The 24,460-nt window shown below is 37.7% G+C and carries 16 protein-coding genes and 1 pseudogene; 7 read left to right on the top strand and 10 right to left on the bottom strand.

Going from position 1 to position 24,460, the window contains the following annotated elements; genetic code table 11:
* The first annotated feature begins 74 nt into the window (after window positions 1-74).
* The gene (locus tag H4J63_RS01855; protein ID WP_182194122.1) at window positions 75-1,103 is read left to right on the top strand and encodes a DUF3549 family protein; all 1,029 of its coding nucleotides are present in this window, start codon (window positions 75-77) and stop codon (window positions 1,101-1,103) included.
* Window positions 1,104-1,403: a DUF3301 domain-containing protein gene (locus H4J63_RS01850; protein WP_002963032.1), complete on the top strand. Its 300-nt coding sequence runs from the start codon at window positions 1,104-1,106 to the stop codon at window positions 1,401-1,403.
* 851 nt (window positions 1,404-2,254) lie between these two features.
* Here H4J63_RS01850 and H4J63_RS01845 read toward each other — a convergent pair.
* Window positions 2,255-2,908: a GNAT family N-acetyltransferase gene (locus H4J63_RS01845; RefSeq protein ID WP_024597670.1), complete on the bottom strand. Its 654-nt coding sequence runs from the start codon at window positions 2,906-2,908 to the stop codon at window positions 2,255-2,257.
* A gap of 326 nt (window positions 2,909-3,234) precedes the next feature.
* On the opposite strand from H4J63_RS01845, the gene H4J63_RS01840 reads away from it, so the two are divergent.
* The 3 genes from H4J63_RS01840 (at window position 3,235) to H4J63_RS01830 (ending at window position 4,621) form a co-directional block, all read left to right on the top strand.
* The gene (locus tag H4J63_RS01840; protein WP_002958240.1) at window positions 3,235-3,471 is read left to right on the top strand and encodes a DUF2789 domain-containing protein; all 237 of its coding nucleotides are present in this window, start codon (window positions 3,235-3,237) and stop codon (window positions 3,469-3,471) included.
* Between the two features lie 96 nt (window positions 3,472-3,567).
* Window positions 3,568-3,834: a hypothetical protein gene (locus tag H4J63_RS01835; RefSeq protein WP_007378199.1), complete on the top strand. Its 267-nt coding sequence runs from the start codon at window positions 3,568-3,570 to the stop codon at window positions 3,832-3,834.
* A 13-nt stretch (window positions 3,835-3,847) separates the two neighbouring features.
* A complete protein-coding gene (locus H4J63_RS01830; RefSeq protein ID WP_182194119.1) occupies window positions 3,848-4,621 on the top strand; it encodes a Zn-ribbon-containing protein in 774 nt (257 codons plus the stop codon).
* Between the two features lie 65 nt (window positions 4,622-4,686).
* On the opposite strand, the gene syd is transcribed toward H4J63_RS01830, so the two are convergent.
* Window positions 4,687-5,226, bottom strand: a complete 540-nt coding sequence (syd, locus tag H4J63_RS01825; RefSeq protein WP_182194117.1) for a SecY-interacting protein — start codon at window positions 5,224-5,226, stop codon at window positions 4,687-4,689.
* 59 nt (window positions 5,227-5,285) lie between these two features.
* On the opposite strand from syd, the gene queF reads away from it, so the two are divergent.
* Window positions 5,286-6,131, top strand: coding sequence for an NADPH-dependent 7-cyano-7-deazaguanine reductase QueF (gene queF, locus H4J63_RS01820; protein ID WP_008169292.1), 846 nt, complete (start codon window positions 5,286-5,288; stop codon window positions 6,129-6,131).
* A gap of 205 nt (window positions 6,132-6,336) precedes the next feature.
* On the opposite strand, the gene H4J63_RS01815 is transcribed toward queF, so the two are convergent.
* The 3 genes from H4J63_RS01815 to H4J63_RS01805 are packed head-to-tail and all read right to left on the bottom strand — an operon-like array spanning window position 6,337 to window position 12,691.
* Complete coding sequence (locus H4J63_RS01815; protein WP_182194114.1) at window positions 6,337-7,242, bottom strand: peptidylprolyl isomerase; 906 nt, start codon at window positions 7,240-7,242, stop codon at window positions 6,337-6,339.
* Between the two features lie 32 nt (window positions 7,243-7,274).
* Complete coding sequence (locus tag H4J63_RS01810; RefSeq protein ID WP_182194111.1) at window positions 7,275-10,964, bottom strand: translocation/assembly module TamB domain-containing protein; 3,690 nt, start codon at window positions 10,962-10,964, stop codon at window positions 7,275-7,277.
* Entirely contained in the window at window positions 10,964-12,691 is a 1,728-nt protein-coding gene (locus H4J63_RS01805; RefSeq protein ID WP_182194108.1) for an autotransporter assembly complex family protein, read from the bottom strand. The genes H4J63_RS01810 and H4J63_RS01805 overlap by 1 nt, the downstream gene beginning before the upstream one ends.
* Before the next feature lie 214 nt (window positions 12,692-12,905).
* Here H4J63_RS01805 and H4J63_RS01800 point away from each other — a divergent pair, with 214 nt between their 5' ends.
* Complete coding sequence (locus tag H4J63_RS01800) at window positions 12,906-13,241, top strand: ribonuclease E inhibitor RraB (protein WP_165725436.1); 336 nt, start codon at window positions 12,906-12,908, stop codon at window positions 13,239-13,241.
* Between the two features lie 35 nt (window positions 13,242-13,276).
* Here the strand turns inward: H4J63_RS01800 and H4J63_RS01795 are convergent, their stop codons facing one another.
* From H4J63_RS01795 to H4J63_RS01775, 5 genes and pseudogenes are all read right to left on the bottom strand, one after another.
* Window positions 13,277-15,028: a DEAD/DEAH box helicase gene (locus H4J63_RS01795; RefSeq protein ID WP_182194105.1), complete on the bottom strand. Its 1,752-nt coding sequence runs from the start codon at window positions 15,026-15,028 to the stop codon at window positions 13,277-13,279.
* A gap of 124 nt (window positions 15,029-15,152) precedes the next feature.
* Window positions 15,153-15,455 carry an H-NS family nucleoid-associated regulatory protein gene (locus H4J63_RS01790; RefSeq protein ID WP_002958250.1) on the bottom strand — a complete coding sequence of 101 codons (303 nt, stop codon included), beginning with the start codon at window positions 15,453-15,455 and terminating at the stop codon, window positions 15,153-15,155.
* A 167-nt stretch (window positions 15,456-15,622) separates the two neighbouring features.
* On the bottom strand, window positions 15,623-18,439 hold the full coding sequence (locus tag H4J63_RS01785) for a TonB-dependent receptor domain-containing protein (RefSeq protein ID WP_182194103.1): 2,817 nt from the start codon (window positions 18,437-18,439) through the stop codon (window positions 15,623-15,625).
* A 530-nt stretch (window positions 18,440-18,969) separates the two neighbouring features.
* A pseudogene (locus H4J63_RS01780) lies at window positions 18,970-21,840 on the bottom strand (TonB-dependent receptor domain-containing protein).
* A 226-nt stretch (window positions 21,841-22,066) separates the two neighbouring features.
* Window positions 22,067-24,409 (bottom strand): DNA polymerase II, encoded by a 2,343-nt coding sequence (locus tag H4J63_RS01775; protein WP_182194100.1) that lies wholly within the window; start codon window positions 24,407-24,409, stop codon window positions 22,067-22,069.
* Window positions 24,410-24,460: the final 51 nt, after the last annotated feature.

Genomic DNA, 24,460 nt, shown 5'->3' with positions numbered 1-24,460 from the left:
TATACCCTGTTCCCTCACAAGCGGCTATGACGTATAATTAATGTAATTTTGCAGTAAAAACAGTTGAGAAAACAATGAGTGATCAAATAGCTACATTAGGTCAGCTTTTAGATGGTGCGGGTACTCAGTGGCGTGCTTTTGATATTGGCAGGCACATTACTAAGCTTGATAAAAAACAATTTTTAGCTATTGAACGAGCTCAAGTGCCTTACCCTTATCCACTTGCTGGTCATGCATGGCTCGCTATTCAATTTTGGGATACTAAAGCCAGTAAAGAACCGTATGTATGGTTTTTAAAATTCCCCCTTGATGAGCAAAGTATGCTGGTAAGTGCTAGTCGCGATCACTTTGCTGATATGGTTATTCAAGCGCTAGGCACTGAAATTACAGGCGAGCAAGCCGATGGAAAGCTTGATAATAACCCTTATGTTTTTACACCAAACGCAAATAAATTAGCGGCATTTAACGCCCAAGTAAAAGTACTATTAAAACAGCCTGCATCGCAGTATTACGAGCATGCACAATTGTACTTTAGCGGTAAAATTGGTTTTGATAATTGGCAAAGTGTTGCACTACAGGGTATTGCCGATTTTGCACTACGCTTAGACAGCGATACAAACTTAAGTAATCTGCAAAAAGCATGGGCGTATTTACCTATTGAAGTACTACAACCACTCAGTGCCATGCTTGAACACGTTGAAATACCAACATCAATGAGTGAGTTACTTGTTGATTACACACAGACCGCAATTAGTAATAACGATACATTAGCTATAACCGCAGCACTAAGATCAGCTTCAAAAGGTCAAGCTCAAGGGTTATGCGCTCAATTAGTTGATACTGTACTAAGCTCACCAGTGAAGCACGACTCTGACGTGTTACTAACAATCGCTGGGCGGTGTTTTAAACAATTAGAAAACCCTGAACGCTTACATGTATTTATGGATAATTGCGCGCATCATCAAAAAATTGAAGAATTGTTTCCAAGTATTTTTGCTGACTTAGTTGCAATACCAACTATTCGCCCGCATTTATTAGGCTTATTACGTAAAGAAAATCGTAGCGAAACCCTCGCGCGTGCAATTGGAAGGTTATTCTCTTAAATGGCAAGTTTATGGACGTTCATACTTATTGGTAGTGTAATTTACTTATTTTGGCTTAACCGAAAGGTTGCTGAAGCGGCGAACGTTCATGCTAAACGTCAAAGTGAGCAACTGCAGGTGCAGTTGATGAGTGTTGCATGCACAAAACGCCGCTTTGGTTTTTTAAAGAACGGCAAGCCAGGCATTAAAAGTGAATTTATATTTGAATTTTCAAGCGATGGTGAAAATGCTTATCAAGGTGTGTTAATTATGGAAAATGAGTTTTTGAAAAGTGTGGTTGTTCCACCGCATAAAATATAAAACTTAATGTACTTTAAGAGTATGTGTCTTAAATTAATAAATTTAATTCAACACAAAAAACTAAGGCGTAACTAAAGTTACGCCCCAATTGGACTGCATCCTGCTAGATATCCATTATCTTAAATCCGTATTATCATCCCCTGAACGAGTAAACAACCTTGTTTACCCTCACATTGCATCCTGCAATATCCATGGCCACCTTGGCAAACCCACGAAATATATCGTTTGGCTACATCTGTAGCATCATCCCTGATAATCCTTTTAAGTAGCTCCTGCCACTTTTTGCATCCTGCAATGTCCATAGCCATCTTGGCAAACCCACGAAATCTATCGTTTGGCTACGTCCCGTAGCATCATCCCTGGTAATCCTTTAAAGTAGCTCCTGCCACTTTTTGCATCCTGCAATGTCCACTTGCCATCTTGGCAGTCCTGCGTAAACTAACGCTCCTGCTACTTCCTGTAGCGTCATCCGTGATTATCCTAAAGTAACTCCTAGCTACTAAGTGCTTCATGCACTTCCTTATTCTTCCTTGTATCCGTTTTAGCTTGTCCTTTATGCTTCCTGCTAGCGTCTGCTATGTTGCCTATTCCTTATCCTTGGCAGTTACTCAATCATTGAGCTATGTCGTCTTGACAAAGAGAAGTTTAAAGCAATCAGGGGGGAGAAATAGGACTTAACACTAAATAAATAAACGTCACAAAAATGAAAAAACAAAATAAACACTGCAGAACAATAACTTAGAACAAAAAAGGCTACTTATTAGTAGCCTTTAACTGACAATGCTCACGATGATGTGAGATATATCTCACGGTCTTATGTCCGTTTGGGCGCATTGGCTTACATTATAATTTTAAATAGTTGGCTCAATTATTGATTTAAACAGTAACTCGCCCTCTACTTGATTAAAAGTAAGGTGTTTAAATGCTTCAAACTTTTCAGTTTTAAAAAATTCAATGTGCTCCTTACGTGTTACAAATACAGCCATCCCTGTTGACTCAGCGTTACATTTAACTAAGTCGTCAAGCCCGCGTAGTAAGTAACGACCAAAGCCTTGTCCATGAAAATGCGGATCTACGGCAATAAAAGCTAAAAAATAGTAATTGCCTTTTTGTTTAAGGGCGTCTCTAATTGTTTGTTCTTTATCTATTAATTGATTTGTTTGTAAGTAGCCCGCACTCAGCATTAATTTTAAACGCCAGTGCCAATAACGCTGCGCTTGTAATTGGCTATTAGATTCAAATACACACGCTACTGCTTTTAATTTATCGTTGCGGTATAAACCAATTAATGGCTGTTTTTCTTGCCAAAAACTACTGAGTTCTTCGCGAATTAATGATCGTAATTTTTTTTCGTAAACTGATTTATTTTCGTCATTGTAGCTAAGCATGTTTAGTAATACAGGATCGTCATGATAAGCCTGATAAATTAGGCTCGCTGCAGTACTAATATCTTCTGCAGCTAAATACTGTACGCTGAACGTATCAGCTGGTGTGGTTACACTCATTGTATTTCCTTTATTATTTAGCTATAGGCTGTTTAACTTTAAACCTAACTATATACCTAACTATATACCTAAAATTATTAACCGTAAATTCAGCGAGAGTTTAACTAGCTAGGAGTAGAGTTAGTCCTTAGATTAAGTTTTCATTTAGTTAATACCAATTGCATTAAATGAGTGTTCTATTATAGCGCTAGGAAAATAGCACAATAACAAGGCGAAAATTATGACATATAGTTGTTCTATATGAATAATTTTTAACGCAGTAAGTGAGCTATTTAATACGCTAGAATGGTCATGTTTTTAATAAAACTGGTATAAGGAGCAATATCATGGATACGACAAAACACGACATTAACACACTTTTTGCACAGCTTGGATTACCAAATAGTGATGAGCAAATAGATGCATTTATTGCCTCACATGAATTAGAAGACACAACACTACTCCAAGAAGCTTCTTTTTGGGATGAGGCACAACAACACTTTTTAGCTGAATCCCTCGCACAAGACGGAGATTGGAGTGAAGTAATTGACGAGTTAGATGTACGCATTCGTCAAAGTAAGTAATTTTATTTAATGTACCCTCCCTTATTTATTGCTAACATAGCATCTGCGCAGCATTTATATGCTGCGTATTTATTTTATTAAAGAGTTATATATCTAATGAATTCAGTTGTATTTGATGCAATTAAAGCCCTTCTTGATGAAGGCAAAACCCCTACTGTAGCACTAACTAAAAGCCGTTTGGCGCAACCGGTTCCTATGCCGATGATTATTGCAGCAGTAAGCCAATATAAAAACAATCCTGATTCAATTAATAACTTCATGAGAAACCCACAGCAGTCAGATAATACTGAGCTTAAAACAAGTCAATTAGATAGAATTGAGCAAAAACTCGATAAACTTCTTGCACTGCTAGAACAAAAATAATTTGAGACTATAAATGTTCGTTGTTGATTTAACTTTTGATTGCTACCAAGACACCACCTTAGAACAAGCCGAACAGGCAATAAATCGCTTAGTCAATGCACTGCGTTTTAATGGTCAAATAATGGGTGAAGAATTTCCAACCGTTTTAAAAGATGGATTTTTTATTACCCGTGTAATGTGCCCTACTGAAGATGCAATGCACCCGCTAAATAACAGCCCGTTTGTTAAGCACAGTATCGAAAAGTTGCATAGTGCAGGGCTACTTGCGCCAAAAGTGAAAGTGATTGGACAAGATATTCATTCTAACGGCGCTGATTGCTGTAAAGAACCATCTAGTTATATTTTATACACAACCTATGTACATACGTGTAGCCCGTTTTATTGTGGTGATGACTTTTTGCCTGTACCGCTATTTCGTATTCCGGCAATTGCTAATGGTGATTACAAAACACTCATAAAATGGCAAGAAGATTGGCAAGCCTGCGATCAAATTCAAATTAATGGCGCAACCCGTTGTGAATTTCCGGCGCTTGAAGAAATATCGAGTATTAAAAGCGACTTATATAGACGCGGAAAAGACATAACAAAGCGAATTAGTTTTTTAACTAAAAAGCCAACCTATTATTATTTATACCGTGTAGGCGGCGTAGATAAAGCGTCTGAACTTGAACGAAAATGCCCTAGTTGTAATGGCGACTGGAAATTACCTGAATCGTGGTTTGGGTTATTCGACTTTAGGTGTGAGCCCTGTGGCTTAGTGTCTAATATATCGTGGGATTTTCAGTAGTTACACTAAATTAATGAGCAACAATAGCTTGGTGCTAACTGCACCAAGCTATTGTTGAATAGACTTTAAACCTCTAATGCCTTTAAAAAAGCATTAATGTTAGGTGCAAGTACATGGTGTGTTTTTTTGCCGACAAACTCTAAACATACTTCACCAGTGTGCACCAATACACTCACTAGTAAATCATCTTGATCTGTTAAACCAATAAATACTGTTTCTGGCTGCTTAAGCTTGCGTTTCATTAAAACGTGGCCCGTTATATTTTGCTGTAGCAAATTAAAGTCTTCTTCGTTCCATGCTTGTAGTAATTCAACCTGATGCCCATCAATACTTGCTAAAATACTTCCACCGTACATATGTCCGTATAGCTCGCTAAGCTCTTTTGGAAACTCAAGTTCTAGTGCACTGGCTAAATCATTAAGCGAACCTGCAGGTTGCTGACGCGCCCCCTGCCATTGAATGTTTCCTTGCTCGTCAACCTCACCAACTTCACATGGGCTTGGCCATTGTTCGTCGTGCGCAATAAGTGGGTACTTTGTAGTGTTTTTAAGGGTATTTTCGCTAAATTTTTGATGAAGTTGTTCTATAAGCAATGCAACAGACATACTGTGAAACTCATTTAAATTAGATATAATGTCCCTATTGTAACTATTTAAGAGCAAACATGACAGATTACAGCAATTCTCCAGACCTTAAAGGTAGCGTATTAGGCCAATCTACTGAGTATGTAGATGTGTACACGCCAAGCTTGCTTTTCCCTATTGCGCGCAAACTAAATCGTGATGCTTTAAATATTGACGAAGCAGAGCTGCCATTTAAAGGCCAAGACATTTGGACAGGTTACGAGCTTTCATGGCTAAATACTAAAGGTAAACCGCAAGTTGCCGTGGCCTTATTTACCTTTGAATGCCAAAGCAGCCATATTATTGAGTCAAAGTCGTTTAAACTTTATTTAAATAGCTTTAACCAAACCCGATTTGAAAGCATTGATGTAGTAAAACAGCATTTAATTGATGATTTATCAAACGCGGTTAACAGCCCTGTCAAAGTGACTTTATATAATCCTGATGATTACAATTGCTTACCGTGTACAGCGCTGCCAGGTGAATGTATTGATGATTTAGATATTGAGATTAATAATTACGATATTGATGCTAATTCACTTAAAGCAAAGAATGATAACGTAGTAACAGAAACGCTCTACAGCCACTTACTTAAGTCGAACTGTTTAATTACCTCCCAGCCTGACTGGGCAAGTGTGATCATAAGATACACAGGCGAGCAAATATGCCGTGAGTCGTTATTGCGTTATTTAATTTCATTCAGAACACATAACGAATTTCATGAGCAGTGTGTTGAGCGTATTTATAGCGATTTAACAACACAACTTAATATTAAAGAGTTAGAAGTTTACGCGCGTTATACTCGTCGCGGCGGGCTTGATATAAACCCGTATCGCTCTACACATTATAACGATACGCCATTTGCAGTTAAAATTAATCGTCAGTAGGTTATTTTAAACTGGAATATGAGTATAAAAAAAAGGAGCCAAGGCTCCTTTTTTCATTCTTTAATTAATACCAATTCCATTAAGTATGTGATCTAAATTTTACGCAGAAAAAATAATTCAGTTCTAGGCGTAAATTGATGTAAATGGTTGTTCCCTTTGCGAAATTTACAACAAAGAAATGGGTTGTTTTAGCAAGTAAAATAGATCAGCTATTTATTGGAATTGGTATAACTTCGCGCTTAGTGGGTATAGGCATACCACACACATCAACGTAATTATGTGCTTTAACAAACCATGGCTCAACACGGTTTTTACGAGCATTTATTAAGTTTTTAAACACCGATGAGTTTGTTTTCATCACTTTAAATATACTTTTATCGCTTTGTACATCGCCAAGCACTTGTATATTTGTAATTGGGTTAAATGCTTTTCCTTCAGTTGGTATGCGCGCTAAACGGTTAAAATGCTCTATACCCTCTAACACTCGACCAAACACCGTAATGTTTTTATCAAGGTAGCGCGGGCCTTGCCCTATCGTTACAAAAAACTCCGTGCTCGCACTATTTATATCGTTATCGCGCGCCATTGCAAACACGCCACTACAATGCACTTGCCATGTTTGCGTATGTGCTGAGTTTTGAGCCACTGCAAAGCCGTTTAAAAAGCCAGTAACTGGTGCATATCCGTCGCCATTTAGCTCAGCAATTAAAAGTGGCTTGTTTGTTGTTAAATAAAACTCAGCAGGGACTGTTTTATCCGCTGTTTTAATTAATTTTTTACCCGATCTGTCGCCACCTTGCGCTACAAAACCTTCAACAAACCGATAAACGCTGGTATTTTTATAAAACCCTTCTCGTGCTAACTTTTCAATGTTTTGAACGTGTTTTGGAGCAAGCTGTTCATTAAGCTCAATGTACGCATCGCCCGTTGGCAGCGTTATCTTTAAAATATTTTGAGCGTCCACTACTCGCCAGTCATTGTCTGTTGCACTAGCAATAACTTCACTCGCGCTCAATAAAGATAGCTCTTGATTAACAACATTATTGCCGAGTTGTTGGGCACAACCGCTTAATAAAACACTCAGCAGAGCTGGTAATATAATTTTTTTCATCACTCATATCCTTATAATTATTATAGTTTTGGTTATTCCCAGTCAAACTTATATAGCACATCAACATTTTGGTATAGGCCGCTCGTTATTTCTATATATAACTGTGAAAGTAACTGATATCGCACAGCCACTTCACTGAGCGAATCAAATACACCCACGCTATATTTAACTTGTAAGCTGGGTGCTACGTAACCAGATATTTCTACTTTGGTGCTATCACCACTACCTGATGAGCTTAAACTTACATCTGACAACCCAAAGGTTTCACCTACCTTAGAAACAACCCCTTCGCTGCGGCTAACCCCTTGAGAGAGTAATAACTGTGTAAGCATAGCATCGCTTGACGAACTTTCTCCATCACCTAAAGGTTGGCCATTAAGTAAATATGCAAGTGCTTGTGCTTGATCCATCGCAGGCTCAGAAAATATTTTGAGCGTTGGTTGTTCAACATTACCTGTGAGCGTAACCCCTGCAATGACACCATTTGCAGTCGTATCGGGGTTACGTATTGCTTTAATATTTAAAAATGGTTGTTCAATTGAACCGCTAAAACCGACTTGCCCGGTGCTGATTATTAAATCTTGCCCAAAGGCTAAGTAAGTACCTTCAATTAAGTTAAGCTCACCTGTGGCTATAATTGGTGCTCCTTGACTCATTTTTATCGCTAAATCACCCGCAACTTTTGATTCCAAGCCAAACGATTCTACTTTTACATCGTTTTTGACAATCACTTTTAAATCTATGTCGTAATCAAACGGAACTGTTTCGGTGGCCTCGGTTTTTTGATCAACAATAATTTCATCATCGCTAACTTGCACTGCGCCCTCTGGGAGCTCTTCAATCATTATACGACCGTAAGGCACAACTACCTCACCAGCAAGCTTGAGTGCATTATTAGCCAAGCCTATTTTTAAATCCGGCGATACTTTAAAAGTAACCCCTTGCTGCGCGCGTACATAAAACTGATCGCCAACTACCGCCACATTTACAGCAGGTTGCGCACCTTGCCAATCAACGTCACCGGTGAGGTTTATTTTACCGCCCTGGTTGTCGTTTAAGTTGCCTTTTATTGTGGCTGTTGTTTTATCAAACAATACGTTTATATTTGATTTTTGCAGCGCTATAGGCAATTGCTCGCCCTCTAAACTAATATCGCTCACATTAAGCTCGCCATTTAATAATGGATCTTTTAACGTACCTGCTAACGCGACTTTCCCACTAATATCACCTGTTAATTGCTCGAGAGTTTCAAGAAATGGTTGTAAGTCTGACAGTAGTATTTTATCTATATTAATGGTGCCATTAAGCGCTTGAGTATTTTGTATATCGTCGATATTAATTTGTGTATTTATTTTACCAAGTACACTTGATTCTAAGTTAGCTTCAAGCTTGCCAATTTGAGAATCCGAAAATGCACTGATACTTAACGTTTCGATAGGTAATTTGAAACGATCTTCATCAGAGATTAAAACCGCAGTTAAATCGCTAGAATCGATATTTGCACGTAATGTTTTAAGTGCACCGCCATGCCAATTAAGTGCGACATCGCCAGCAATATTACCGCGAGTCCGAATATTATCAGGCAAAAAGTGCTTGAGCTCTTCAAGTGCTAAGTTACTTAATTTTGCATTTAACTGACCAAGTTCTTTTGTTTGAGCTAGCGTGTCTATACATAATTCACTTTGCTCAGATGCCCAACAATGCGCGCTTACATTAAAGTCGCTGGTTTGAGTATTAACCATAATGGCAATATTTTTAGTGTTACTAAAGCTTAGCTTTTTATCACTAAGTGTTATATTGCTAAGCTCGCCATTCCAAGTGGTATTATTAATTTTGCCATTAACTTCCAGCTCTACACTGCCTTGCTCGGCATCTACTGATGCCGTAAGTTGGTGATCAGTTTTATCGCCGCTGGCATCAATTTTAACGCTATTAATTTTTTGGTCGGCCACAAGCGCCGAACCAACACTTACCGATATATCCGTTTGCCAATCGGCAGCGGTATCTAACTGCCCTTTTACTGATAATTTATTAATGTTTATTTCATCAAAAATAAAGCGATCTAGTATTAACGCTAAATCAACAGAGGGCGTTAATCGCTCACCTCTCACTTTTAAATTTGCGTTGCCATCAGCAGTAAATGGAATATTAGCTTTTTCATCACTTTTTAGCGTTACTTTGCCATCAACCTGCCAAGTATCATCAACTTGTCCGCTTAGTACTAACTTGTTGGTGCCGCTACTTAAATAAAAGCTATCAATGTTCGCTTTTAACGTATTATCGAGCTTAAAGTTTGAAGCAAATTCTAGTGGTACATCGTTAAGTAATCCGCTTAACTTTGTATTATCCATTTGTAGCTGCCACGCATCAGCTGCGGCATTATACGAGCCTTTAAACTGCCCCGAAATATCACTAGTGACAGCGTCAGTTAAGTACTGCGCTTTTAAGTTAGCAAGCGTGCCGTTAAAGCTAGCCTGTATTCCTTTTTGCCAATCAACATTGGCTTTTATAGTTGCACTGCTTTCGTTCGCTTTTATGCTTAGCGCTTGTAATGTTGCTTTGGTGAGACTGCCTTTTAATTGGGTCTTTAAGTCAACAGCTGGGTAAGCGCCTAGTTGGCTATTCGCCTGCAGGCTAAGCTGATAGTCGTCAGCATTACCTTGTGCGTTAAGGTTAACATTTCGTACTTTAAGCTCATTACTTTGTGCATCAATAAGCCACTGCTTAATTTTGCCATTTAACTCAAACGGGTAGTTTTTTTGCTTTAAATTTGCTGTTGCCGTTAAATTAAGTGGATATTGCCCCTGTGTTTCTAAATTTAAGTTTAGGTTTGATAAGTCGCCACCTAGCTCCAAGTTAGCTTGGTGTTCATCGCTTTGTAAAACAACACTCCCTTTTAAAGGTAAGCTTCCTGCAAGCTCAGCATTAAGGTGCGTATTAAGCTGCCACTGCTCATACTTTGCTGAGAATGACTCTAAATTAATAACCGCATCTTCTACATTTAACCGCAGCGCTATATTTTCAATAACATGCTGGGCTTCGCCTTGTTCTATCGTAACTTCAGCTATTTCAAAGTCCTCAACGACTAAATCAAGTGGCGAAGTAAATTCTATATTAGGCAAAGCAGGTAGATGCGTTAAAGGCGCTTGAGCATTTTGCGCAGTTTGTGTTTTCGCGTCTTGTTCTTGCTCTTTTAAAGCAACCAGTATGGTAGGGATATTCAGGCTTTTAACCGTGAGCTTAGAGCCCTCTGCTTTTGCTGAGAGTTTAAAGTTATCCACACTTACGTTTGCGCTTGGATGCTCTAGAGTAAATTTGTTTATCGCAATATTTTTTACAGCAATATTAAAAGGTAAGCTGATTTTTTCAAGCGCCTCTGTCGGGGCTTCTTCTTGTGATTCTGCAGTTTTTGGTAACGTTAAATCTATAGATTTAGCACTTAAGTTATCTATACAAATCCCATCGCATTGCCACCAAAACAAATCAACTTTCAATTGTTGAGCATTAAAATCCAAGCCATTGCTAGTAAAGCGCACATTAAAGGCATCATTATAAATAAAACGGCCATCTTTAATTTCAATATGTAGGCCATCTACGGCTTTGTTTGCACTATAGGCAATAAATTGATTACCGGGTGCGGTAAATAACAAACAAAATAGTGCAACAACTAACGTGACAAAAATAGCACTTACGGCGGCTGTTATCTTTTTTAATACTGACATTAAATTTCTGGCCCTATGGTAATACTTAAACGTGTGCTTTTACTTTCTTTTGTTAATCCCCAAGCGTGATCTATACGCACAGGGCCAACGGGTGTTAAATAACGAAAACCAAAACCAGCGCCTACTTCAAAGTCATCAGAAAAATCATTCGTCGCAGTACCACCGTCAACAAATAAAGCCGCGCGCCAGTTTTGAGCAAACTGATAGTTGTACTCTATTGTACTGGTTAATAAGTATTTACCACCGATGAGGTCGCCATCATCATTTTCTGGCGATATTGATTGGTACGCAAAACCACGAACACTTTGATCGCCACCTGCGTAAAAACGCAGTGAGTAAGGTACGTTTTCAATATCATCAACTAGCATTGCACCTACATTTGCTTTTAAAAACACTAAATGCTTATCTAAATAAGTACGTAACCATGCATGTTGCATTTGCACCCTAATCAAATTAGTACTCGAAAGTACATCATCTAAACCAAACTCAGCAGATATAAGCCACTGCTCTCCCCAATAAGGAGTCGTGCCGCCTTTTGATTTTTTGCGCGCGTAGCTAATGCCGGGCATTAACATTTCGGTGCTTTCTTCAGGCTCATCACCAATGCGATAAGTTTCTTGGTCGCGGCGTAAAAATGCAGTACGCACCCACTTATTTTCGGTCAACCATTGTCGCTGAACTTGCCCCGTGAGTATTTCACTGTAAGTGTCGTTTGTTAGTTCATCTTCTAACTTGTAGCCAACAGAGAAACGCCATAAATCATCACTAGGATCATCAACTGGAATTGTATAGGCCATGGAAATATCTTGCTGTTTTTGTGCCACATTTAGATTAGTTTCGAGGTAATGGCCGTCTTCTGTGATCCACGGTTTACTCCATTTAAAACGCACTTTGGGTCCTAAGTCAGTGCTATAGCCGCCACCAACTTCATAGCTATTAGCGGGCTTAGGGAGTACATCTACTTTAATAGGAACTTGGCTATTTTTACGTGCTGCAATGTCAGCATAAACACGCACGCTTGCGAAATAAGGGGTGCTTGATAGATCTAAATTATAATCAGCAATATGTGTTGATTTATAAGGTTGGCCCTGCGAGAAAGGCGCTATAGAGCGTATGTATTTTTCAGCGGGTGTATTAGTGGCAATTTGTATATTGCCAAACTGATACCTGACTCCGGTATCAATAACAAAAGTAATAACAGCACCATTTTTTTTAACCGACACTTCTAATTTACGTGCTGGCCACTTAGCATCAAAATAACCAAGTTCTAATAGCATTGATTCTATTTTTTTATGGGTTGAGTCGTATTTACCATGATTTAGAACATCGCCCTGTTTTAAGCTGATGTTGTTAATTAATGCCTGTAATTGGGTATCGCTTTGGCCATCCCCATTTAAAGTAATGTTAATTGCTTCTATACGAGTTGCAGGCCCCCGCTCAACTTTAACAATTAACTCACTGTCGTCTTTATCAAACTCAACTTCAACGGTCGGGCTATAATAACCAAGTGCTTTAATGCTATTTTGTACTTGCTTTTGGGCATAACGACGAAGTGTACGGGTTGGTTTTTCACCAATTAATTGCTTGAGATAAAGGGCTACGTTATTTTCTAAATCACCACTTAACCCTTTAATTTCGTAATCTTCTATGACTCTTTCTGCCGCATAGCTATTTGTCGCAATTAAAGCGCTCACAACACATATGCAACGTAAAAACTTAATAAACAAGTAAATATCCTTACTTTTAATATCTTACATAAAACTGGCTGATTACGCGCATATTAGCATAGCCATAATGAGCAACACATTAACTTAATGACAATCTAACGCGTAAATTTAACTTTGAATAAATATCAGCATAATTAAAATTAGTACGCGTTAAGACAATATTTTAGTTACAATAGTGCCTACGAATAAAAAATTAATTTTAAATGAGTTTTTAATGCAATTCCCTGATGATGATAACGGCCAACTTTTAGCCGAAATAGCCGCTGCTGGCATTGATTTAAATAAAATGCACCAAGTCGATTTTTTTATTTTATTTGAACAAGAAGCCGATGCTGAAAAATTTGCTAAAGAAATAGTCTCTGATGCATTAGTTCAAAATGCTGAGCTTGAAAAATGTAAAGACACTGGCGTTTGGGAAGTTATCACTCAAGTACAAATGGTGCCAGAGCACACCCTTTTAGGACAAGCAGAACAATACATTGAAAGCATTGCTAATAGCTTTAATGGATACGGTGACGGCTGGGGATTAATGGACGGTGAGGAGGCTTAATTGCCTTTTGGTTCAATATACTCTATCAGTTAAGCTTAGCGGCTTAACTGATTTGCCTTCCTAAAATTGCCTTTATAATCAAATAGCTTATCAGCTACTTTCCAACCATATTTTTTGCTTTTTCGTGCAATAACAAAATCCGGTGGTACTAATTCAAATTGTGCTTTTACTACTTGCGCTGCAGTTTTAAAATTAATAGGTGTTTGCCCAAGTCCTACTCGAAGACCAAATTGCTTATTAAATATAAATTGCCCGCCTTTATTTGCGAGGTTATATACTTCATCGCAACTTGCACCATCTTCATCAAAATACGTTATTTTAATAAGTTCATCTTTAATTTGAGTTACCGATAACCCACTACATCGAAGCACAAGTGCGTCTTTTAAGTTTAATGCATTACGTAACTTATCATCAGGGTCGGCCATGACCGCGCCACAATCATGGCATTTACGTGCAGCAATATCATTTTGGGCACCGCACTGCTCACACTCTTTAAACCTAAAACGATAATCGCACTGCTCTTTATGCCCATCATCATCTTCTAACAGCCCTTTACAGCGCCTGCCAAAGTGCTCTATTACTTTTCCTGCGGAATCAGTTTTACCCCAAAATATATTTGCAAAACCACAGCCAGGACAAAGTACCTGCACAGGTTCATTATCACTATCGCCTTTTTTATCGCCTACTTCTGGGTGAAATAAATTAAAACCATTGCCGGCATAATCGATTACTAAGCAATCTGTTTTTGATTCAGATAACCTGAGACCTCGCCCCACAACTTGTTGATATAAACTAACTGATTCTGTAGGTCTTAAAATAGCTATAAAATCGACGTGTGGCGCATCAAAGCCGGTCGTTAGTACCGATATATTAACTAGATACTTTAATTGCTTAGCTTTAAATTGCGTAATGATTTTATCGCGCTCATTGTTTGGCGTATCACCTGTTATAAGTGCGCTTTGATGAGCTGGCAAGTAGCTTAATATTTCCTGAGCATGCATTACCGTGGCTGCAAAAACCATAACACCTTCACGCTCTTCACTGTATTGAATAACTTGCTGTAATATAGCTTTCGTAGCGCGCTCACTGTTTTTTAAAAGCGCATTCATATCATCAGTCGTGTATTGCCCAAATGCATTACTATCTAAGGACGAAAAATCATAATGGCTAATCGCTGCATCAACTTCGTTTGGCGGCGTTAAATAATTATGTTTGATCATATACCTGAGCGGCAATTCAAAAATACAACTTTTAAACGGGCTTTCTTTAGTCCCTTTAACAAAGCCATGATAATGATGATGGTATATCCACCCCGTTCCTAGCCGATAAGGTGTTGCTGTTAAACCCAATACTTTTAACTGAGGGTTATATTCTTTTAAACTGTTTATTACTTTACCGTACTGACTTTTTTTATCCCCATTCACCCTGTGGCATTCATCAATAATAAGTAACGAATAATGCTCATTTAATTTATTTAAATTACGAGAAAGTGATTGCACACTAGCAAACGTTACTTGATGGTTTAATGACTTTTCTTTTAAACCTGCTGAAAATATACTCGCCTCTAAACCAAAGCTTTTATATTTTTGCGAATTTTGCTCTACCAACTCTTTTACATGAGCAAGTACTAATATTTTTTGCTTAGCAATACGGGCAAGTTCAGCAATAACAAGGCTTTTACCTGCACCGGTTGGTAGCACAATAACGGCAGGATCATTACTCTTTCTAAAGTGTAAAACGGTGCGTTCTACGGCTTCTTGCTGGTAAGGTCTTAGTTTATAGCTCATTGGAAAACAAATAGGTTTGAGTAAGGAGATTTTAGCAAATAATAGCTGGGAGTTTTAAACTTTAATTATATTTTATTGAGGGGTAAACAAAAAAGAGAAGCCGAAGCTTCTCTTATATTTAGCTTTAGGCTAAAAACTTTTCAAGCTCAACACCTTCAAACGCTTTAGGACGACGGCCACGGCCTGTCCATTCAATAGTCTCACCATTAAGTTCCATACGGTACTTAGGCTTAACTTTAGTACGTTTGTCAGATGCTCCATCTTGTAAATCCTCTAGCGTAAGTCCTTTTTCTTTTAAAAGATCCAAAACTTCCTGTTTCGCTTTTTGCTGCTGGGTATATTTTGAAATTGCATCATTGATAAGCTGTTGAGCTTTTTCAAGCTCTGTTAATGATGCTGTTTTAATAAAAGATCGGACTTCTTTCATTTATATCTCGCTAAATTATATGATTGGAATTATTTAAATATTCTTTTTTAGTATAAGGGTATTTTTCAAAAATAACTACGACACATAATTTATTAAGGTATATAAAATTTATTTATAAAAAAACCGCGATTAAAATCGCGGCTTTTATCATTCTATATAAATAACAATTAGAACTTAGTAGTAAAGCTTAACTGGAAATAACGACCAGTAACATCATAAGCTTCACCAACAGTGTTTATACCTGATGCACCACTTACTGAGCTTTGATTTGCTACAGGAGGTTGCTTATCAAAAATATTTCTAACTGACAAAGTAACGTCTGTTCCATCAGTGATGTTATAAGTACCTGATAGATCATGATAAATAACAGTCGGAAAGCGATTAAACTTGTCTAAAGGAGCACCAGTTGAGAAATTTTGGTTTCCTTCAATATTACTATCATTTGAACTTGCCCAGTACTTCATGCGCCATGATACTGCAAAGTCATCAACTGCATAGCCTAAATTCAAATTTGCACGATTAGTAGGCGTTAATACTTCACCTCTGTAATCTATCTCTTCACCAGATTCAATTGATGTTTCAGCATACTCATACAAGTGATTCCAAATCAAGTCAGCTGATAATTGCCCGTAAGAAAATTCTTGTTTGTAGCTTAATTCAATATCCAAGCCTTTTGTGCTTAAATCATTTTCATTGCTAGTACCAGAGCTAACTTCTGTCAAAGCACCTCTTGTATCACGTATTGCCCCACCACATGTCGCATCAAAGTCAGATGGATCAACACCGTAGCATCGGTTTAATACAGTTGTTCTAGCAGTTGTAGCAATAGCGTTATCTACAGCAATATCGTAGTAGTCAAGCGTTAATGAAAATTCATCAGTCACTTGCCAAATAGCGCCAACACTAAATGAATCAGATGTTTCTTCTTTTACATCTTCATTACCACCAACATAACCGCCAGTGCTTTGACGTTCAATAGTTGTTAAATTGAATGCGCCTTCAGTGGCAACTCGATTTGCCACTTCAGCGATAGAAAGACAGTTAGCCGCTACATTTCCTGTAGATGATGCAGTAATTGCATCACAAGGATCTGCAACTCCTGCAAATGTTTCGCCTCTACCACCAAATAGATCTGCAATATTTGGAGTTCTAATCGCTCTCGCTGCTGATGCTCTTAATTTTACTGTTTCTGTAGGAGAGTATTGTACACCTGCATTCCATGTTGTTTGTCCACCAACAATTTCATGATCTGAATAGCGAGCGGCTAAATCTAGTTCAACATTTTCTAAAACTGGTAGAACAGTCTCAACAAAAACGTCGTTAGTGTAGAAGCTACCATTTGTAGGCTCAGATTTATTTGTACTTGAAGCACCAGTTTGCGCTAAATCACCTGGAGAGTATGAACCTTTTTCAAGACGATGTTCTGCACCAACAGCTAGCCCAACCATACCACCTTCTAACTCAATTGGTAATTCACCAGAAAGGGTTGTTGAAAATATAAACTGCTCAACTTGACCTTGAGATTTTGCAGGTGATCTTACATATGCAACAGCTTCATCAGACAAAGTTCCTGCACCGAACAAATCTAAAGGCACACACCCTTGAAGTACTGCTAAATCATTAGAACATTGAACGTTACCTTCTGCATTAGTATATACATCTAATGCATTTGCAGCACGTTCAACATTTATTTGACCACCATTTTCTTGGCGCTGGTCAGTTTTACCCCATGAGATATAAGAGTTTAAAAGCCAGTTGTCATTAATTTCCCAATCTATACCTGTCGCAATACGAATAGTATCACGCTCTAAATCTGTTGAGCGAGCACCAAACTCAACCATACGGCGAACTAACGTTGGGATATTATCATCCATTGTTAAATCAGGATTATCAGACATTAAATTTTGGCGTAAAAGGTCTGGAACTAAAGGGCTTCCCAGTTTAATCCCACCAACACCACCACGTGAAGGTAGATATACATCATCCGTAGTAAAAGGAGTTGGTTCAATAGTCGAGTTGTATGTTTTAGATGAATTCCAGTTTACTTCCGTGAAAGAGTGAACACTATCTGAAATATCTTGTTTAAAGTTAACTGCTGCGTATTTACGTTCAAGCGGAGTCACTAACTGTCTGTAAGAAGCACGATTGAATGAATTCTCATCACCTACATATGGTGTACCATCTGCATTATATCCGCCAACACGGCCTTGAGGTGGGTATGAAGAGTTTTGAATACCTACATATTCACCACCTTCATCATTCAAAAATATAGCTTGATCGTATTTAGAGAAATTACGATCAGATGATTTAAGGCCTTTATCGTCATCATATCCAGCAGCAATTGTAACACTACCTGAATCCCATGTATTACCAGCAGTAAGGTTTAAAGAGTATTTTTCACGATCAGATTCATCTGAAATACCTGTTTGAGCATTAACCTCAACACCTTCAAAATCACTTCGCGTAATTATGTTCACAACACCAGCAACAGCATCTGAACCATAAACTGCTGAAGAAGCACTTTTAAGAATATCAATACGTTCAATCATTGATGCTGGTATTGCATTTAAGTCAACCGCATAACCGCTTGAAGGAGAAACACCTGATACAAAGCGACGACCATTCACTAACACTAAAGTTCTTGAAGAACCTAAGTTGCGTAAAGACGTAGTGTTAAGACCAACGCCTGTAGTACCAAATGCGCTATTTGATTGGTTTGAACCAGCAATAGTGACAGGGGATTGATTCAAAACATCAGCTACATTCAATGCGCCCATTTGAATAATATCACTTCGGCCAATTGATGTAATTGGTACAGTTGTTTCAATATCAGTTCGCTTTATGCGTGAACCAGTAACTTGAATACGCTCTACTTTTTCCACACCTTCATCAGCAGCTATTGTACTTGCAGAAAAAACAGCTGTAGATGCTGCACCAAAAGCAATCGCTAAGCGGACGGCTTTTGAAACTTGATTATTTAACATTGGATTCTCCCTAGAATACTATTTTAATTATTTTACTTGCTTGGTCTGTAATTAATCACAGTACCTATTTCGATTTGAATAGTAGTCCCAACCCAACCAAAAGGTCAACACTTGAATAACTAAAAAAACGCCTTTATTTACAACGGGTTAAAGTAACATAAAATAAACAAAATGCATTAAATGCACTAATGCATTAAATGCACTAATGCATTAAATGCATTAGTGCATTAATGACCAATGCATTTTTTACGCTAATTGTTTTTTTGGAATGAACATTTAGAAAAATAGCTTTGCAATTTTCTTACAGCAAAAGAGTTACAAAAGTAAATGTGTATCTTTTAGAGTGGGGCAAGGTTTGAATCGGGGGAGGTTAAATTTAAAAAGTAAACATCACACTTAAAATTCACGATAGCTAGAAGTATAAAAATTCATATTAGTGTCTAATTTAAAAACACTTATTAAAGCAATGTGTTAAATACAAAAAGGCCCGTAGTCACGTGACTATGGGCCTTTTAATTAAATTTCTAATATTAGAATTTCAAGTTAAAGCTTACATGAACAAAACGACCTAGCGTGTCATAAAAACCAGCTACAGTGTTTGCATTAGAAGCTACAGTATTACCAACTAACGGTGGCTCTTTATCGAAGATATTATTCATACCGCCAGTAAAGGTTAAATGCTCGTTATATGAGTAGCTACCTGAAACATCAATAAAGTTATATGCTTCAATACCGCCATCATCAATTAATAACGTATCTGCAGTTCCTTCATAATCTACAGATCCGTAATAACGCCATTTAACACCAACACGCCAATCATCGCGTAGGTAATTTACATTAGCCGTGTGACGCCATTTTGGAGATGCAAAACAGTCTGTACTAATAGTGCCTGAACAATCGTAAGCTAATTCCGCATCACCTAAAATAGGTTCAACTTCTTTTTGAATGCTGTAGTAACCATTAATATCAAAGTTTAACGCACCTTCTTCTAGGTCCATTTTGTAAGCTGCTGTAAAGTCAACACCTTCCCATGTTTGACCACCAATGTTATCGCTCAAGTTTGTAACGAAACCAGCTTGGCCTAACCATAAGCTGCCAGATGGGCTACGAGTAACATTGTCACAGAAGAATGCATCGCCTGTTTCAGCACAGTTGTTAATAATTCTTTCTGCACCTACAACACCAATTACTTTTTCAATTTCAATTTTGAAATAATCAATTGAGAAGTTAAATCCATCTAATGGATTTGCAACTAAACCGATTGTGATTGTATCGCCTTCTTCTGGCTCAAGTAACTGATTACCACCAGCGAACTGATTATATTGACCAGCTGGAGACTCACCAATACCGCCGTACTATGAAGCACTTACACCTGTATTAGCACATTGGCTAGCAGAATAAGTTGGACGGTCACCTACAGCAGCTGCATTTGGATCACCAGCACAAGGGTCATCACCACTCCACAAGCTAATGCTTTGTGCAGAAAATAACTCACCAACATTTGGTGCACGTACAACTTTTGCATAACTTGCTCTTAGTTTATATGCATCTGCAATCGTATAATCTGTACCAATTGAGTATGTAGTGTCTGAACCTGTTGTTGAATAATCAGACCAGCGAGCAGCGGCTGATACATTTAACTCGTCAAGTACAGGAATTTGCAATTCACCATAAACTTCATTTACATCAATAGCACCGTACAAACTTGGAGATGGACCACCTTGACCTAACAGTTGACCTTCTTCGTATACCGTATCTGAAACACGTTCGTAATCTTGCTCACGACGTTCAAAACCGAATACTGCAGCGATAGGAGCTGATGCAGAAGGTAGGCTCCAATCAAGTTCACCGGTAACGTAACCACTGTAAATAATCTGTGTTACTAAACCGGTTTGTGTTCCAACACCAGCTAATTGTGCAGCTTGCTCTGCGGTAACACCATCTAATTCAAATACGTTATATAACAAACAACCATCTTCAGTATCACACTCTGTACCTACAGCGCCAACGCGTGGAGCAATTTTTGGCGAAAGTAAGTCATTTTTATAAACTGAGCTTGACGTTGTTGCAGAGTAGTTATAGCTAATATCGTAAGACCAGCTATCGTTAATCTCACCTTCCATACCTGTCAATATTCTGTATGACGTATGCTCAAGGTTATCCTCTCGCGGACCACCTTCAACGTTACGTTTACCAATGTATGCAACGAATTGATCATCGCTGCCTTGGCCAAATAACGTTTGTAGTTGTTCTTTTTGAAGATCAGATAATAACGGGTTGTTATAATCGAATAGAATTTCTTCGTTATAAAAAGTACCAGATTCAGCGATTTGGCCTGCTGTTCTGTTGTGCATAAATGAAAATTCTAAATATGGTCTAAAGTGTTCATTTATTTCATAATCAATAAATGTACCAAACGTAAAGCGCTCATTTGGACGTAAAAAATGGTTTACCGGTGCAAAGTTATAACGGTAGCCATCATCTTCCATAAAACCTTGGCCATTTGGGTTCAAATAACCAAAAAGATTCTGATCGTAATCAACTTCACCGTCTACAACCGGGTAAATATCAAAATGAGGATTTGGAGTAGTAGCAGAACCACTACATGACTGGCCATTGCCACCTAAAGCACACGATGAATAGTCTCGAGTACCTTGTACTAATTCGTTTTGACGGTTATAAGTAACATAACCTACGGCATGACCTTTACCACCATCAAATCCACCACCAACAGTAAAATCGATGCTATAAGCTTTACCATCGATTCCAGTATTACCTGTATCGTAGTCATAACCTTTGTCATCCATCAAACCTTGCATGTACTTGTTATCGTTGTTGTGCTGAAAGCCTGATGAGCCCACATTTAGTGAAATACCATCAAACTCATCATCCATAACAAAGTTAACAACACCAGCAACGGCATCTGCACCGTATACTGCAGCTGCGCCACCTGTTAGTACATCAACGCGTTTGATTAAAGAGGCTGGAATTTGGTTAATGTCAGCAACTTGAGAGGTAATACTACCAGCCTGCATTCTGCGACCATTTATTAACACTAGAGTTCTGTTTGAGCCTAAACCACGTAAATCAACAGTTGCAGTACCTGTTGCGCCATTAGCTAAGAATGAGCTTTGAGCGGCTTCTATTTGTGGAAGTTGGTTTAAAACATCTTCAACACGAGTAAAACCACTTAGCTTGATTTCTTCTGCTGTAATTATGTTTACTGGCGAAGCACCTTCTAAATCTGTACGTTTAATACGTGAACCAGTAACTTCAATTCGTTCTACTTTTTCTACGCTATCTTCTTCTGCAGCAAACGAGCTTGCCGAAAATGCAGCAGTAGATACTGCACCAAATGCAATCGCTAAGCGAACTGCCTTTGAAACTTGATTATTTAACATTTGATTCTCCCTGGTGTTACAACTTTATAGAAGCAACTATTATTTATTTTATTGTTACATATTTTTAACAGAAACTAAGGCAAATAATAAACAAAAACATTAAAAGGCCAACAAAAGTTAACAACACTTTGCAGAAAAGAATAAATAACGCAATAAAAAGGAAGTTTAAGAAGATTTAGAAGATTTAGAAGATAAAAACACCACAGCGTTGCTATTTTGGGTATTATTAAAAAAGTCCACCCTGATAATTTAACCCAAAATAAACATTGTAGTTCGAAATAAGATCAACCATTTCAATTAGCGGTACAATCTGCTTTTCTAAATAAGTTGCATAGTCATACCTATGAAAGCCTTGATACAGCTCAACTCCGCGAGTGGTGTAAACGAATGTAACAAATTCACCTCTATTAACTGTAAATTCGCTATTTTTTTTCTGGTGTTTTTTAACTGCTTGAACATGAGGGGGGATATTTTTCTTATAATCGATTAAGTTTTGACCTAATCTCTTTTTAAATATGAGTAAATCATCAAACTCACCTTTAAATAGCTTTGTTGTATAGTCTTTTACAAGGTCATTTATGTTTAAATTTCCATCAAAAAGACTAGTAAATAAATCGAACTGAAATTGTTGAGCAAGTTTAGTCCAATCACTTCTTACCGTTTCTAATCCTTTAAATACTAGTTTTGATTCGTTTGGTTTAATTAATTTACCTACGTAGCGCTTTTTAGAGCCAACTAACTTCCCTCTTATTGTTGGTAAAAAGAAAGGGCTATAAAGAGATTCAAATTCTATTTCTAAATGACTTTTTAAGTTGTGCGTTTGTTTCATCTCGTCAATCCAATCTGTAGTTATCTTTTTAGCTAAAAACACACCAATTTCATTACACTCATCTGGTGTTAGCTCATCATCCAACTTAATAAACGTAGAATCGGTATCACCATAAATAACGCTATAACCAAGATCTTCTATCCATCTTTTAGTTTGTAGCATAATTTCGTGCCCTCTTAACGTAATAGAGCTCGATAACCTGGGATCGTAAAACCGACAGCCTTTTGAGCCTAAAACACCATATAAGCTATTCATTATTATTTTAATTGCTTGAGAAAGCATTTGATCTTGATTATCTTTGGCAAGCTGCCTTTGAGATGCCAGGCTTTTGATAAGTAGAGGGAGGTGATGCTTCTCTCGCGAGAATACGGCTTCGTTAAAACCCTGAACACTTTGGTTTGGATTTTTTAAACCTTCTATTAGTCCAAGTGGATCAATGTAAAAAGTTTGCATAATACTGGGGTACAGGCTTTTAAAGTCTAAAACAATGACATTTTTATAAAGGCCAGGAATAGACTCCATTACATAACCACCAGGGCTTTCAAATGTAAGTCCATGATCGCCCATATTTGGGGCAACATAGCCACTGCGATGCAGTAATGGTAAATACATATTAATAAAAGCAGCGACAGAGCCGCCCTTTTTTTCAAGCTCTAACCCCGTAAGCTTTGTTCTTATAATAGAAAAATCGAGTAGCTTTAATTTATCAAAAATTTTATTTACCAAAATACAATCTTGTCGATTATATTTTGCTAAAGAAAGTTTATCTTCGTTAAATTGCCTAATAATTTCCTGCAAACTATTAGCCGTGTCAATTAATTTAGACTCACCCAGCACTTGATTTGAAACATTAGCTAGAGAAAAACTCTCAAAGCTATATGTACCATTTTTTAAAGTGTCTATTCCATCAACCACACATCGCCCAGGGATCGATACTCGAGTAAAGTGTCCTTTACGAACATATAAAGGTTGATCTCCCCTACCCAGTAATAACTTAATGCCTAATGCCTCAGCTCTTTCATGAATAACCGAAAAATCGAACTCAATTACATTCCAGCCAATTATTACATCGGGATCGCTAAGCTTAATAAAATGCTCTACCCCCTTAAGCAGCTCAGCCTCATCTACACACCAAATAATATCAAACTCTAGGTTTGCGGCTTCTCTATCTGGCTCGCCAATCATTAAAACACAGTCTAAATTACAGCCCACAAGTCCAACAGAAAACAAAACGCCACTTTCGTTACATTCAATGTCTAACGAGAGTTTATTAAGAGCTGGGGAATACTCATCATTCGCTTTTAATTTAGCGTTGGTTATTAATGTATAGCTATCTTGCTTAAATACATTACCCGTTATCCAAGCACCTCCTTTTATAAAGCGCTCCATTAGGTAGCGCTCTATTGGTCGAATATCTTCTTCAAATAATACAACTCCACGCTGCTTTAAAGCTTTAGTAGCACAATAAAAGTGTTTAAGTGACTTGAAGTAACAGGCCGACATATCTTCTTGCTGAAAGCTTTTTAACTCAAGACTTTTAATATTAAAGATAAGTGACTCAGCTGCTAATATTTCATTCGCTATTTCAGCATCTTTACTTTTGATAAAAAACAGCGCATTTTCGTTAGTCGACACCGTTTTTATAGGCCCTTTATCACTACAAAACCACGCTTCGTAGCAGATGCCGTTAGCAGTATCATAAGCATGAGAAGAAACAATAAAACCAGCTGTTAAGTACATTATTACTAAACCTTATACATATATATGTAAGTTTTTACTTAATTCAAAATG

This window comes from Pseudoalteromonas sp. 5Ae-yellow (genome assembly GCF_014077565.1).
Classification (GTDB): Bacteria; Pseudomonadota; Gammaproteobacteria; order Enterobacterales; family Alteromonadaceae; genus Pseudoalteromonas.
The sequence above is the reverse complement of the archived record's forward strand: the minus strand, read 5'-3'. Positions and strand labels throughout refer to the sequence as shown.

Coding starts and splice junctions, on each gene's coding strand:
- H4J63_RS01850 (WP_002963032.1), top strand. CDS start 1,104: ATGGCAAGTTTATGGACGTTCATACTTATTGGTAGTGTAATTTACTTA.
- H4J63_RS01845 (WP_024597670.1), bottom strand. CDS start 2,908: ATGAGTGTAACCACACCAGCTGATACGTTCAGCGTACAGTATTTAGCT.
- H4J63_RS01795 (WP_182194105.1), bottom strand. CDS start 15,028: ATGAGCTATAAACTAAGACCTTACCAGCAAGAAGCCGTAGAACGCACC.
- H4J63_RS01855 (WP_182194122.1), top strand. CDS start 75: ATGAGTGATCAAATAGCTACATTAGGTCAGCTTTTAGATGGTGCGGGT.
- syd (WP_182194117.1), bottom strand. CDS start 5,226: ATGTCTGTTGCATTGCTTATAGAACAACTTCATCAAAAATTTAGCGAA.
- H4J63_RS01785 (WP_182194103.1), bottom strand. CDS start 18,439: ATGTTAAATAATCAAGTTTCAAAAGCCGTCCGCTTAGCGATTGCTTTT.
- H4J63_RS01790 (WP_002958250.1), bottom strand. CDS start 15,455: ATGAAAGAAGTCCGATCTTTTATTAAAACAGCATCATTAACAGAGCTT.
- H4J63_RS01800 (WP_165725436.1), top strand. CDS start 12,906: ATGCAATTCCCTGATGATGATAACGGCCAACTTTTAGCCGAAATAGCC.
- H4J63_RS01810 (WP_182194111.1), bottom strand. CDS start 10,964: ATGTCAGTATTAAAAAAGATAACAGCCGCCGTAAGTGCTATTTTTGTC.
- H4J63_RS01815 (WP_182194114.1), bottom strand. CDS start 7,242: ATGAAAAAAATTATATTACCAGCTCTGCTGAGTGTTTTATTAAGCGGT.
- H4J63_RS01840 (WP_002958240.1), top strand. CDS start 3,235: ATGGATACGACAAAACACGACATTAACACACTTTTTGCACAGCTTGGA.
- H4J63_RS01775 (WP_182194100.1), bottom strand. CDS start 24,409: ATGTACTTAACAGCTGGTTTTATTGTTTCTTCTCATGCTTATGATACT.
- H4J63_RS01835 (WP_007378199.1), top strand. CDS start 3,568: ATGAATTCAGTTGTATTTGATGCAATTAAAGCCCTTCTTGATGAAGGC.
- queF (WP_008169292.1), top strand. CDS start 5,286: ATGACAGATTACAGCAATTCTCCAGACCTTAAAGGTAGCGTATTAGGC.
- H4J63_RS01830 (WP_182194119.1), top strand. CDS start 3,848: ATGTTCGTTGTTGATTTAACTTTTGATTGCTACCAAGACACCACCTTA.